Consider the following 12,898-nt stretch of genomic DNA (forward strand, 5'->3'; position numbering starts at 1 on the left):
GCGGCGCGCGTGGCACGCAGCGGCAACGACGCCCCGGCCCGATGCATGGGGCGGGGCGACACCGGTCAGGTTGTTGGCCGCGGCGCGTGGCAAACCTGCTAGGCTGCGGCGGGTGCGCGATCTGCAAGTTCATTTCACCCACCGGCAGCAGCCGGATCATTCCCTCAAGCCCGGCGTCCACCGGATCGTCCGCCATGCCTCCGGCAGCGTGCGGGTGGTTGCCGATGCGCAGGGAGCGCTGCTGTTGGCGCAGTTCTGCCTGGACCAGCGCGGGCTGTGGCTGCAGGTGGCCAACGGGATCCGTGGCATCCACGTCAACGGACGCCCGGTGCGGCGCATGGCGCTGTTGCGCCCCGGCGATGCGATCTACGCCGACGGCGTGGAAATGCTCCTGCGCAGTGCGCCGTCGAGCGCGCCGGCCAGCGATGTTCAAGACGACGATACCGGCCTGAGCGAGGTCTGCCTGCTGTTGCGCGGGCTCGGCGGCCGTCATCACGGGCGCAGCTTCACCCTGGACCGCTCGCGGCTGGTCGGCAGTGACCCGGCGGCGGACATCGTCATCGACGACCCGGCCTTTGCCGCCCAGCATGCGCGGCTGGAGCGCCACGGCGACCGTGTGCTGATCCGTGATCTGGGCTCGGAAGAAGGCAGCTGGATCAACGGCGTGCAGGTGCGCGACGGTTGGTTGCAGGCCGGCGACCAGGTCGTGTTCGACGCGCGCCACCGCTTTGTCGTCGAGGTGCCGCGTATCCACCACGGCACCACCTGGGACATCCCCGAGTCGGAGCCGCAGCCGCTGCCACGCGCGACCAGCGAGCCGGCGCGTGCGCCGGTCAAGGTCGCCCGCTGGCCATGGCTGCTGCTCAGCGCGGTGTTGCTGGCGGCGGCGTTGAGCGCCTTGCTGTGGTTCGGCGCGCGCTGAGTTTCTTCCAGATCCGCCAGCCCAGCAGCACGGCCAGAATGCCGGCATACAGCGCCGGTTTGCGGATGTCGGATTTCACCAGCCACCAGAAGTGCAGTACTGCCAGCAGCCCGATCGGGTAGATCAGCAGGTGCAGGCGGCCCCAGTTGCGCTTGAGCCGCCGCATCCAGCCCTGGGTGGAGGTGATCGCCAGCGGCACCAGCAGCAGCCATGCCGCAAAGCCGACCGTGATGTAGGGGCGCTTGAGGATCTCCTCGAAGATCTGGGTCCAGAAGCCGCGCAGATCCAGGCTCAGGTAGGCCGCCAGGTGCACGCTGGCATAGAAGAACGCGTACAGCCCGAGCATGCGCCGGAAGCGGATCAGCAGCGCCTGGCCGGTGAGCTGGCGCAGCGGCGTGATCGCCAGGGTGATCAACAGGAAGCGCAGCGCCCATAGCCCGGTGCGGTGCTCGATCTCGGCCACCGGATCGGCGCCCAGTGCATCGCTGCCGGTTTGCCATACCTGCCAGAACTGCCAGCCGAGCAAGGCGATCGGCGTCAGTGCGGCGACATGCACCAGGGTCTTGGCGGCGATCAGGGATGCGGACGTCTTGGCCATGCGATCTCGAAGAAGGAAGCGATGCCGCGCGGGCAGGAAACGTGCGCGGACATGAAACGTAGGAGCGCACCCGGGCGCGACGGGCATCACCAGCAAAGCCCGTCGCGCCCGGGTGCGCTCCTACGGCAGATGGATATCAGAGGGTTTGTTGCCTAGAACCACTTCTTCAGGTCCATGCCCGCGTACAGCGAGGCGACCTGGTCCGCATAGCCGTTGAACGGCTTGGTCGCGATGCGCTCGGCGAACAGCTTGCTGGCGGTGCCGGCGATGCGGCGCTCGGTCTTCTGGCTCCAGCGCGGATGGTCCACCGCCGGATTGACGTTGGAAAAGAACCCGTATTCGGAGGGCTGCAGGTCGTGCCAGGCGGTTTCGGGCATCTTCTCGACGAAACGGATCTCCACGATCGACTTGATGCTCTTGAAGCCGTACTTCCACGGCACCACCAGCCGCAGCGGCGCGCCGTTCTGCTGCGGCAGCGGCTTGCCGTACAGGCCGGTGGCCAGCAGGGTCAGCGGATGCATCGCTTCGTCTATGCGCAGGCCTTCGCGGTATGGCCAGTTGATCGAGCGGTAGCGCACGCCGGGCATCTGCTGCGGGTCGGCCAGCGTGGTGAACGCCACGTACTTGGCCTTGGAGGTTGGCGCGAAGCGCTTGAGCACCTCGCCCAGCGGCACCCCCGTCCACGGGATCACCATCGACCAGCCTTCCACGCAACGCAGCCGGTAGATGCGTTCTTCCGCGCTGATGCCCTTGAGCAATTCGTCCAGCGACAGGCTGCCGGGCTTTTCGCACTCGCCACTGACCTTCACCGACCATGGCGACAGCTTCAGGGTCTTGGCGGCCTTGGATGGGTCGGTCTTGTCGGTGCCGAACTCGTAGAAGTTGTTGTAGCTGGTGACGTCTTCCAGCCGGGTCAGTTCCTCGGCGGTCCGGAAGCCGCTGCGCGCCTGCGCCGGCGTTACCACGGTCTTGGGCGGAGGCGGCGGATCGGCCTCGGCGCAGCCGGCCACGCCCAGCGCCGGGGTCAGGGCAAATAGCTGCAGCAGCCGGCGTCGGTCGCGGTAGACGGCCTCATCGGTGATCTCGCTGGACGGCGTCTTCAAGACATCGCGAAGGGACATGGCTCGCTCCTGACAGTGGCTGCTGATGAGAATACCGGACCATGGTGATGACGCTGCCGATGGCCTACGCAAACCATACGTCTCCGCCAGTGAGAAGGATGCACATGCAACTTTTCTGCAACGCTGCCAAGGCCGGTGCGCTGCGGCATACTAGAAGGCTAGCTCGACAAGGTGTGCCATGACACGCGCGTTCAATTTCAGTGCCGGCCCTGCGACATTGCCGGAATCGGTCCTGCGCCAGGCGCAGGAAGAGATGGTCGAGTGGAACGGCGTCGGCGCCTCGATCGTGGAAATCAGCCACCGCAGCGCCGATTTCATGGCCGTGGCAACCGCGGCCGAAGCCGATCTGCGCCGCTTGCTGTCGATTCCCGATGACTATGCGGTGCTGTTCACCGCCGGTGGTGCCACCACCATCCAGGCGCTGCTGCCGCTCAATTTCGCCGCACCCGGCCAGGCCGCCGACTACGTGATCACCGGCCACTGGGGCAAGACCGCGATCAGGCAGGCGGCCACCTATGTGGATGCACGCATTGCCGCCGACGGCCAGGCGGGCGGCTTCACCGACATTCCGCCAGTGGCCAGCTGGACCTTGTCGCCGCACTCAGCCTACGTGCACATCACCGCCAACGAGACCATCCACGGCGTCGAGTTCCGCGACACGCCGGCGGTGGGCACGCTGCCGCTGTTTGCCGATTTCAGTTCCTCGATCGCCTCCGAGCCGCTGGATGTGTCGCGCTATGGGCTGATCTATGCCGGCGCGCAGAAGAACCTGGGCCCGGTCGGCATCTCGGTGCTGATCGTGCGGCGCGACCTGCTCGAACGCGCTGGCCAGCCGCGCGCGGACATCTTCAACTACGCCTCGCACGCCGCACGCGATTCGATGCTCAACACGCCGCCGACCTGGAACTGGTATCTGCTCGGACTCACCGTGAAGTGGATGCTGGAGCAGGGCGGGGTGGAGGAGTTCGCCCGCCGCAACGCCGAAAAGGCCGCGCTGGTGTATGGCGCGATCGATGGCTCCGGCGGGTTCTACCGCAACCTGGTCACCCCGGCGGTGCGCTCGCGCATGAACATCCCGTTCTTCCTGGCCGACGAGCAGCTGGATGCGTTGTTCGTCAGCGAATCCAAGACAGCCGGTCTGCTGGCGCTGAAGGGGCACAAGGCGGTCGGCGGCATTCGTGCGTCCTTGTACAACGCGATGCCGGTGGCGGGCGCACAGGCGCTGGCGAGCTTCATGCACGACTTCCAGCAGCGTCACGGCTGAGTCTTTCATTCGACCGCGGCGCATGCCGCGCAGGCGCATGCGCCGCAATTTCAAGGAATGCCGAGCGATGGCTCCCAAGTCCAACAAGCCCAGTGCCGCCACCGGCGGCAAGACCAAACCGGCAGGCAAGTCCGCCGCCAAGGCTGCGGGCAACGCCTCAGACAAGCGCGCGATCAAGCCGACCACGGCGGCGCCGGTGCTGGCCGATGTGCGCGCCAAGATCGACGAGATCGACCGCACCATCCAGGCGTTGATCGCCGAGCGCGCCAACTTCGCCCATCAGGTCGGCAAGGCCAAGGGCAAGCTCGCCGCGGCGGTGGATTACTACCGGCCCGAGCGCGAGGCGCAGGTGCTGCGCATGGTGGTGGACCGCAACGAAGGCCCGCTCAGCGATGAAGTGCTGGTGCACGTGTATCGCGAAATCATGTCCGCGTGCCTGGCCCAGCAGGAGCCGCTGAAGATCGGCTATCTCGGCCCGGAAGGCACCTTCAGCCAGCAGGCGGTGCTCAAGCACTTCGGCCGGTCGGCGGTGGGTCTGCCGATGGCCACCATCGAGGAGGTGTTCCAGGAAGTGGAAGCGGGCAATGCCGATTTCGGCGTGGTGCCGGTGGAAAATTCCGGCCAGGGCACCATCCAGGTCACGCTGGACATGTTCCTGACCTCGAACCTGAAAATCTGCGGTGAAGTCGAGCTGCGCGTGCACCAGTACCTGCTCTCGCGCAATGGCCGGCTGGAAGACATCGAGCGCATCTACGCGCATTCGCAGTCGTTTGCGCAGACCGCCGGCTGGCTGCGTTCGCACCTGCCCAAGGTCGAGAAGATCGCCGTCTCCAGCAATGCCGAAGGCGCGCGCCGCGCCCGCAATGCCGAAGATGCGGCGGCGATCGGCGGCGAAAGCGCCGCGCATGTGTATGGCTTGAAGAAAGTCATCATGAAGTCGATCGAAGACGACGACGACAACACCACGCGTTTTCTGGTGATCGGCCGGCAGATCTTTCCCACCTCCGGGCATGACCGCACCTCGGTGCTGGTGTTCATCCACGACAAGCCGGGCGCGTTGTTCGACGTGCTCAGCCCGTTCGCGCGGCATGGCATCAGCATGAACCGCATCGAGTCGCGTCCCTCGCATCAGGCCAAGTGGGAATATGGCTTCTTCATCGACCTGGCCGGCCACGTGGAGGACGAGGCGATGAAGCAGGCGCTGGCCGAACTGGAAGCGCACTCGGCACAGATCAAGGTGCTGGGCTCGTACCCGGTCGCCATTCCCTGAGCGGGCGCGTCCGGCAAGCGCAGTCCTGACCGGCATGCCGTCGCCGGCCGAGGTGGCGGCAGCGCCACGACACTCTCCAACGCGTATCGCCGCACAGGGCGATGCCGCAGCAATCGGATCACACGCATGAGCAGCAGCACGCAGCACTGGATCGCCCGGCAGGGCAGCGCCTTGCAGGGCAGCCTGGCCATTCCCGGCGATAAATCCGTCTCTCATCGCGCGGTGATGTTCGCCGCCCTGGCCGATGGCGTCTCGCAGATCGATGGCTTTCTCGAAGGCGAAGACACCCGGTCCACCGCGGCCATTTTCGCCCGGCTCGGCGTGCGTATCGACACGCCGTCGGCGTCGCAGCGCATCGTGCACGGCGTGGGCGTGGATGGTCTGCAACCGCCCAGCGAGGCGCTGGACTGTGGCAATGCCGGCACCGGCATGCGTCTGCTCGCCGGCCTGCTGGCGGCGCAGCGCTTCGACAGCACGCTGGTCGGCGATGCATCGCTGTCCAAGCGCCCGATGCGGCGCGTGACCGGCCCGCTGGCACAGATGGGCGCGCGTATCGACACCGAAGACGACGGCACCCCGCCGCTGCGCGTGCATGGCGGGCAGACGCTGCGCGGCATCGACTTCGTCTCGCCGGTTGCCAGTGCGCAGGTCAAATCCGCCGTGTTGCTGGCAGGCCTGTATGCGCAGGGCGAAACCTCGGTCACCGAGCCGCATCCCACCCGCGACTACACCGAGCGCATGCTGTCCGCATTCGGCGTGGAGATCGATTTCTCGCCCGGCAAGGCCCGCCTGCGCGGCGGCCAGCGCCTGCGCGCGACCGATATCGCGGTGCCTGCGGATTTCTCCTCGGCTGCGTTCTTCATCGTGGCAACCAGCATCATTCCCGGCTCGAACGTGCTGCTGCGTGCGGTGGGCCTGAATCCACGGCGCACCGGGCTGCTGGCGGCACTGCGGCTGATGGGCGCGGATATCGCCGAAGAACAGCATGCCGAGCATGGCGGCGAGCCGGTGGCCGATCTGCGCATACGCTATGCGCCGCTACAGGGCGCGCAGATTCCCGAAGCGCTGGTGCCGGACATGATCGACGAGTTTCCGGCGCTGTTCGTGGCCGCTGCGGCGGCAACCGGGCAGACCGTGGTCAGCGGCGCTGCCGAATTGCGGGTCAAGGAATCCGATCGCCTTGCAGCGATGGCCACCGGCCTGCGCGCGCTCGGCGTACAGGTCGACGAGACTCCCGATGGCGCCACCATTCACGGCGGCAGCATCGGCAGCGGCGTGATCGAGAGCCACGGCGACCACCGCATCGCGATGGCGTTTGCCATTGCCGGCCAGCTGTCCACCGGCAGCGTGCGGGTCAACGACGTGGCCAATGTCGCCACCTCGTTCCCGGGGTTCGACAGCCTGGCGCGGGGTGCCGGTTTCGGGCTTGAAACAGCCTGAGTAGACAGACAGCGTTTGAACAAAAACGGTAGTTCTTGGCCGGCAAGGATTGCCGGTCGAGGCGGCGCTGGCGCGCAACGCCTGTCAGTTGAGGTTCGGGTGTCGCCTTGCAGTCAGTGCGGCGATACCGCTAGCCCACTCGAGTGGTGATCCCACTCAGCGCTCTGCGGTGAACTCCACCGGCACCTGCACGCTGCTGACCACTGCATGGCCATCGCGGGTAGCTGGCTCGAAGCGCCACTGACGCAAGCTGTCCATCACCGCTGCATCCAGGCGCGGGTCGTTGCTGCCGCTGCGATCGACGATGCTCACATCGCTCACCCGGCCTTGCACATCCAGTTGCAGGCGCGCAGTACGACTGCCTTCGATACCGGCCTGTGCGATGTCTGAGGGATAGCGTGGCATCGCATTGCCAGGCAGCGGAATCGCTTCTTCGGTGCTGGTCGGCGCGCGCACGGGCTGATGCGCAATCATGGTCATGGCGCGCGGGCCTTCCGATGTCGGCAGGATCTGGCGGCTGGCTGCAGGCGCCGGGCGCGTATCGGTCGCGAACGATTCGTCGCTATGTCGGGCCCACCACCAGGTCGGCACCACCACCAGCACCGCCAGCAGGGTCGCCCATAGCCAGGGCGAGGCGCCATCGGCAGCGTCGTCGTGGACGTGGTCGTCGGTGTGCGCGGAGCGCTGCGGTAATGCCTGCGTGGGGTGTGGCGAGGGATTGGAGATGAAGGACATGGCCGGCCTCCTGGCGCATCTTTGGGATGACGTGACCAGTCTGGTCGGCCTTGCCTGAGGCGCAGCTAAGGCAGGGCACTCAGGAGGATTCAATGCGCGGTAGACATTCAGCTTGGTCAAGCCGGCGCCGGGTCCAGTTCGATCCGCCATCTCCGGTCAACCCACGGCGCTCTCCTCGCCTGCGGCAGGCGGGCCGTCGTCGGCGTGCGGGGCAACCAACGCATCCCACCGCCGCGCCTCTTACTGCGCCGGCTTGAACTCGAACGGGATATCCAGGCTCCCGGCAATCGGCTGGCCATTGCGCTGTGCCGGATGGAAGCGCCAGCGACGCACCGCTTCCATTGCGGCGCGGTCCAGGTCGCGTGAGCCGCTGCGCTGCACCAGCGTCACTCCGCCCGGGTTGCCCGCCGCGTCCACGTCCACCCGCACCACCACGTCGCCGGCATCGCCGCGACGCAACGCCGCCGAGGGATAGCGCGGCGGCGGCATCTGACCCTGCATCGGCACCGGGCGATCTCCGCCTGCAGCAGCGGCGTTTGCCGGGGCCGCGCTGCCCGGCGCACCGGGGACCGCGTCTTCAGGCAACGGCATGGGGGCAGGCGCAGCCGGCGGCGCGGTCTCCACCAGCGTCGGCGTTTCTTCCGGCGGTTTGGCCTGCGGCATGTCGCTGGCGCCGTCCTGGGCCGGCAGCGGCGCAGGCAGCGGCTGGATGCTGTCGTCGGCCTGCACACCGGCAGCCGGGTGGGCCGGCGAGGCCTTGTAGAAGTCGTCCTTGCGGCCGGTGGCCCACACCAGCAGGAACAACAACAGGCCGGCAACGAAGGCGATACCGGCAATTTTCAGGGTGTGGCGGGGCAGTCGCAGGACGATCTGGCGATCGGACGCAGGGCGGGGCGCGGGCATAGGGCTCACCTGAAGGATCGGGCCAATTCTGGCATAGCGGCGGTGAATCGATCGCAGCAGGTGGCGGAACAGGCGATAATCTCGCGCTTCCCACTGACTCACAGACTCCCGATGCTAGATCCGGCCCTGCTTCGCCAACATCCCGCCGACCTTGCCGAGCGCCTGCGCAGCACGCGCAGTTTCTCCCTGGACACCGCGGAACTGGAGTCGCTGGAAAGCGAGCGCAAGCGCATCCAGGTGCGCACGCAGGAACTGCAGAGCCAGCGCAATTCCAAATCCAAGGCGATCGGGCAGGCCAAGGCCAAGGGCGAGGATGTCACTGCGCTGATGGCCGAGGTGGCCGGTTTTGGTGAGGAGCTCAAGGCCTCCGAAGAAGCGCTGGACGTGATCCGCGCCAAGCTCGAGACCATTGCGCTGGGCCTGCCCAATCTGCCGGCCGACGATGTGCCGCAGGGCAAGGACGAGAGCGAGAACGTCGAGCAGGCGCGCTGGGGCACGCCGCGCCAGTTCGATTTCCCGGTCAAGGACCATGTGGAACTTGGCGCGCCGCACGGCTGGCTGGACGGCGAGACCGCTGCCAAGCTGTCGGGTGCGCGTTTCACCGTGCTGCGTGGGCCGGTCGCGCGGCTGCACCGCGCGCTGGCGCAATTCATGCTTGACCTGCATGTCGGCGAGCATGGCTACGAAGAAACCAACGTGCCGCTGCTGGTCAATGCCGAGTCGATGCGCGGCACCGGGCAACTGCCCAAGTTCGAGGACGACCTGTTTCAGACCGAAGTGGGTGAATCGCGCCGCTACCTGATCCCTACCTCCGAGGTGCCGCTGACCAACATCGTGCGCGACGAGATCGTCGACGCCGAGCGTCTGCCGCTGCGCATGACTGCCCATTCGATGTGCTTCCGCGCCGAAGCCGGCAGCGGCGGCCGCGACACGCGCGGCATGATCCGCCAGCACCAGTTCGAAAAAGTGGAACTGGTCACCGCCTGCGCGCCGGAACACAGCGATGCCGAACATCAGCGCATGACGCGTTGTGCCGAAGTGGTGCTGGAAAAACTCGGCCTGCCGTATCGCAAGGTGCTGCTGTGCACCGGCGACATGGGGTTCTCCGCGATCAAGACCTACGATCTGGAAGTGTGGCTGCCATCGCAGGGCACCTACCGCGAGATTTCGTCGTGCTCGAACTGTGGCGATTTCCAGGCGCGGCGCATGCAGGCGCGCTGGCGTAACCCGGCCAGCGGCAAGCCGGAACTGCTGCACACACTCAACGGTTCCGGCACCGCCGTGGGCCGCGCGATGATCGCGGTGATGGAGAATTACCAGAACGCCGATGGCTCGATCGATGTGCCCGAGGCGCTGCGTCCGTACATGGGCGGGATCGAGCGGATCGGGTAGGAGCGGTCGGCGCAATTGCCGCGCAGCGCAGCTGCCAGGCGGGCGCGGCCGATGCCCGGCGTTGTCGTGCAGCTGTGATATGCGGCGCTGCGCGTGCCGTCAGCTCCCACTGACGACTGCTCCCGCGTTCGTCAGGCACTTAAGCAGTGGTGCCCGCGCGGCTGCTGGGCTGCCAGATGTGCCGCCGCGTCACCGACAAACCTGGAACAGAAACGGTGCCAGCGATGGCCCCGTTTGCATGTTCATGCAGCGGCCTTTTGCGTCGCCCGATCGTGGCGACGCGCTCTAGCGTTTCTTCTCCACCCCAGCCGCGTGCCGCCAGCTATGCATTTACCGTGGCGAAACCGATGGAGCTCGGAGCGCAGCAGTTCGCGGTCCTGATTGCATGAAACTACATTTCTGGTGTATCAGGTCGTTGCTCTGTTGGGATAAAGGTGATTAAATGCCACTTATCGTTCTATCCATGGATGCCTGCGCCATGCACGACCTGAATGACCTGTATTACTTCGCGATGGTGGTGGACCACGGCGGCTTCGCTGCAGCCGAGCGTGCGCTCGGAATCCCCAAGTCGCGCCTGAGCCGCCGCATCAGCCAGCTCGAGACCGACCTGGGCGTGCGCCTGTTGCAGCGCTCCACGCGCCGCTTTGCAGTTACCGATGTTGGCACCAGCGTGCACCGGCATGCCCAGACCATGCTGGCCGAAGCGCAGGCCGCGCGCGAGGTGGTGGACCGTCTCAGCGCCGAGCCGCGCGGCCTTGTCCGCGTGAGCGTTCCGGTCTCGCTGGCGCAGATCCAGTTGCCCAAGCTGTTGCCGGAATTCCTGGCCAAGTACCCCAAGGTGCGGCTGCAGCTCAACATCAGCAATCGCCGCGTCGATGTCATCAATGAGGGCTACGACATCGCGCTGCGCGTGCGCTCGCGCCTGGACGACGACGGCAGCCTGGTGATGCGCAGCTTCGGCCAGGTGCAGGAGTTGCTGGTGGCCAGCCCCAAGTATCTGGACCGCGCCGGGCGCCCCAAGGACCCGAGCGAACTCGCCAACCACACCACCATGAGCACCAGCGAGGACGAAGCACACCAGCGCTGGGAGTTGCACGGCCCCAACGGCGAGATGCGCCGGGTGGACCTGCAGCCGCGCCTGGCCGGTTTCGACTTCCCGCTGCTGCAGTCGATGGCGCGCGATGGCTTCGGCATCACCATGCTGCCGGAAACCGTGTGCGCCCAGGCTGTGCGCAGCGGCGAGCTGGAAGTGGTGCTGCCGCACTGGTCGCTGCCGCAGGGCATCTGCCACGCGGTATTCGCCTCGCGCCGTGGCCTGCTGCCGGCGGTGCGGGTGTTCATCGACTTTCTGGCCGAACACCTGCCGCAGGAAATCGAACGCTCTCGCCTGGATTGCGGCGGTAACTGCGCCGAGCTGGCCGAGAAGCTCAAGCGTGCGGCCGCAACCGCACCACGCCTGGCCGTAGCCGAAGCCGGCTGATCGCTATGCCTGGTCGTCGACATCCGGGTTGTGGATGTCGGCCCATCAGCGCTGTGTCGCCTGGCAGCGCTGCGTAATCAAGAATGCTGCGTAATCTGGCAAACGGAACCGCTTTGCAGAGCTGCGCAGCTCAACAACACGCGGCGCTTAGCAAAGCGCGTCCGGGCATGCGAGAATGCGCGCCCGGGAGCAATCCTGGGTCGAGGGCAGCGCGCAATGCAGTGTCCATCGACAGACGTCACCCGCTTCGCGCGTGGCGCAAGCGTGATCACCCGACGCCTTCGGCGGTCGCGCAAAGCAGCATCGGAGAGATGGCCGAGCGGTTTAAGGCACCGGTCTTGAAAACCGGCGAAGGGTCAAACCTTCCGTGGGTTCGAATCCCACTCTCTCCGCCATCGACTCTTAAATCACTGATTTGAAGTTAAGATCCTGATGGGGTCGATTGGGATGCAGGAAGCATGCACAGAAAGCGCTCGCATGTGCATTCCTCATCTTCGGAGTGTCCCGTAATCGTGTCGACGTCCTCCCGGGTAGCCCGAGCATGCTTGAGCTTGGTGGCCAGCATGTCGTAAAGCATGGAACCGAGCCCATGGACAAAACGCGATGCGCGAGGGCGAGCACGTAGCAGACGGGACCAGAATAGTTGGCATGTTGGTCGAGGGCGACCTCCCGTTCCGGCTTGATGTATGGGCCGGAGAAATCGATCCAGAGCCTGGGTCATGCGGGTAGGGGAAAAGGCGAAGTACCTGCCTGATGCCGGCTTGATGACGTGCAGCGCGCAATCTCGGAACTTCACGCTGCTACGTCCGTAACCGACGCTTCGTTGCTCAGATTCGCTCCGCCGTCACTTCAACATCGCTTTTCCTCAATGTTTGGCTGGATAGGGTGCGGTTTCCCTGATCTAACGAGGATATCCTCATGGCCGAACCCAGAGAAAACCTGCTTGATTGGCTCCGCGATGCCCATGCGATGGAGCAGCAGGCCGAAACCATGTTGAGGGGCCAGGCGTCCCGCATTGAGCACTACCCGGTCTTGAAGGCGCGGATTGAAGAACACATCCAGGAAACGATCGGCCAGCGGGAGCTGCTCGAGGGGTGTATCAAGCGTTTGGGCGGTTCTCCCTCCACGATCAAGGACGTGATGGGCAAGATGGCGGCGCTTGGCCAGGCGGTGGGTGGGATGACCGCATCGGACGAAATCGTGAAAGGCGCGATGGCCGGCTATGTCTTTGAACATTTCGAAATCGCGTCCTACACCGCGCTGATCGCTGCGGCCAAGACCGCCGGCGACCCGGAAACGGCACGGGTGTGCGAGCAGATTCTGGTTCAGGAGGAAGCAATGGCCGACTGGCTCGCGACCCACCTGCCGGAACTCACCGAAGAGTTCCTGGTGCGCGATGCAACGCCGGGCGTCGAGGCAAAGAAGTAACCATTGGATCCCCATCAGCGCCCTGGCGGCCGTTCCGCCGGGGCGCTGCTCTGCGCCACATTCCAGTGTTCTGCGATGGGTGGGGGCGCCGAACTTCCAGAGGGCGAGCACCGTAATAAGCAACACCAGCACGATGGCAAATAGCCACAGATCGAGGAGATCACCATGACTGATGACAAGAACAACGCGGGTAGTCCGGATCGCGATCGCATCAACGTCAATGAAGACTACGAGCTGCAGTATTGGACCAAGGCTCTGGGCGTCAGCGCCGAGGAGCTTCGGGCGGCGGTCAAGGCTGTCGGCCCCACCGCGGCGGCCGTGCGTAGGCACCTGGGCAAGTAACCG

12 protein-coding genes and 1 tRNA gene are annotated in these 12,898 nt (G+C 65.9%); 9 read left to right on the plus strand and 4 right to left on the minus strand.

What is annotated here, in order from left to right:
• The first annotated feature begins 112 nt into the window (after positions 1 to 112).
• Positions 113 to 922 (plus strand): FHA domain-containing protein, encoded by an 810-nt coding sequence (locus tag EO139_RS17225; protein WP_104582826.1) that lies wholly within the window; start codon positions 113 to 115, stop codon positions 920 to 922.
• Here the strand turns inward: EO139_RS17225 and msrQ are convergent.
• The gene (msrQ, locus tag EO139_RS17230) at positions 864 to 1,520 is read right to left on the minus strand and encodes a protein-methionine-sulfoxide reductase heme-binding subunit MsrQ (protein ID WP_126971612.1); all 657 of its coding nucleotides are present in this window, start codon (positions 1,518 to 1,520) and stop codon (positions 864 to 866) included. The two genes, EO139_RS17225 and msrQ, sit on opposite strands and share 59 nt — an antisense overlap.
• A 152-nt stretch (positions 1,521 to 1,672) precedes the next feature.
• Complete coding sequence (gene msrP, locus EO139_RS17235) at positions 1,673 to 2,641, minus strand: protein-methionine-sulfoxide reductase catalytic subunit MsrP (RefSeq protein ID WP_024940184.1); 969 nt, start codon at positions 2,639 to 2,641, stop codon at positions 1,673 to 1,675.
• Positions 2,642 to 2,819: 178 nt separating this feature from the next.
• On the opposite strand from msrP, the gene serC reads away from it, so the two are divergent.
• From serC to aroA, 3 genes are all read left to right on the plus strand, one after another.
• Complete coding sequence (serC, locus tag EO139_RS17240; RefSeq protein ID WP_104582828.1) at positions 2,820 to 3,905, plus strand: phosphoserine transaminase; 1,086 nt, start codon at positions 2,820 to 2,822, stop codon at positions 3,903 to 3,905.
• Between the two features lie 67 nt (positions 3,906 to 3,972).
• On the plus strand, positions 3,973 to 5,175 hold the full coding sequence (gene pheA, locus EO139_RS17245; protein ID WP_104582951.1) for a prephenate dehydratase: 1,203 nt from the start codon (positions 3,973 to 3,975) through the stop codon (positions 5,173 to 5,175).
• Positions 5,176 to 5,301: 126 nt separating this feature from the next.
• The gene (aroA, locus tag EO139_RS17250) at positions 5,302 to 6,615 is read left to right on the plus strand and encodes a 3-phosphoshikimate 1-carboxyvinyltransferase (RefSeq protein ID WP_104582829.1); all 1,314 of its coding nucleotides are present in this window, start codon (positions 5,302 to 5,304) and stop codon (positions 6,613 to 6,615) included.
• 156 nt (positions 6,616 to 6,771) lie between these two features.
• Here the strand turns inward: aroA and EO139_RS17255 are convergent, their stop codons facing one another.
• Both EO139_RS17255 and EO139_RS17260 read right to left on the minus strand, forming a co-directional pair.
• The gene (locus tag EO139_RS17255; protein WP_241235977.1) at positions 6,772 to 7,350 is read right to left on the minus strand and encodes an energy transducer TonB; all 579 of its coding nucleotides are present in this window, start codon (positions 7,348 to 7,350) and stop codon (positions 6,772 to 6,774) included.
• A gap of 240 nt (positions 7,351 to 7,590) precedes the next feature.
• Positions 7,591 to 8,253 carry an energy transducer TonB gene (locus EO139_RS17260; protein WP_164739898.1) on the minus strand — a complete coding sequence of 221 codons (663 nt, stop codon included), beginning with the start codon at positions 8,251 to 8,253 and terminating at the stop codon, positions 7,591 to 7,593.
• A 111-nt stretch (positions 8,254 to 8,364) separates the two neighbouring features.
• On the opposite strand from EO139_RS17260, the gene serS reads away from it, so the two are divergent.
• The 5 genes from serS to EO139_RS17285 all read left to right on the plus strand — a co-directional run bounded on the left by serS (position 8,365) and on the right by EO139_RS17285 (position 12,895).
• Positions 8,365 to 9,645 carry a serine--tRNA ligase gene (serS, locus tag EO139_RS17265; RefSeq protein WP_104582831.1) on the plus strand — a complete coding sequence of 427 codons (1,281 nt, stop codon included), beginning with the start codon at positions 8,365 to 8,367 and terminating at the stop codon, positions 9,643 to 9,645.
• Positions 9,646 to 10,108: 463 nt separating this feature from the next.
• Positions 10,109 to 11,125: a LysR family transcriptional regulator gene (locus EO139_RS17270; RefSeq protein ID WP_016903391.1), complete on the plus strand. Its 1,017-nt coding sequence runs from the start codon at positions 10,109 to 10,111 to the stop codon at positions 11,123 to 11,125.
• Between the two features lie 305 nt (positions 11,126 to 11,430).
• Positions 11,431 to 11,520, plus strand: a tRNA-Ser gene (locus EO139_RS17275).
• Between the two features lie 523 nt (positions 11,521 to 12,043).
• On the plus strand, positions 12,044 to 12,553 hold the full coding sequence (locus EO139_RS17280; RefSeq protein ID WP_104582833.1) for a ferritin-like domain-containing protein: 510 nt from the start codon (positions 12,044 to 12,046) through the stop codon (positions 12,551 to 12,553).
• A 165-nt stretch (positions 12,554 to 12,718) separates the two neighbouring features.
• A complete protein-coding gene (locus tag EO139_RS17285) occupies positions 12,719 to 12,895 on the plus strand; it encodes a DUF3606 domain-containing protein (protein ID WP_104582953.1) in 177 nt (58 codons plus the stop codon).
• The last annotated feature ends 3 nt before the right edge of the window (positions 12,896 to 12,898 follow it).

This window comes from Xanthomonas sp. BRIP62411 (assembly GCF_003993525.1).
In the GTDB taxonomy this organism is placed as follows: Bacteria; Pseudomonadota; Gammaproteobacteria; order Xanthomonadales; family Xanthomonadaceae; genus Xanthomonas; species Xanthomonas euroxanthea.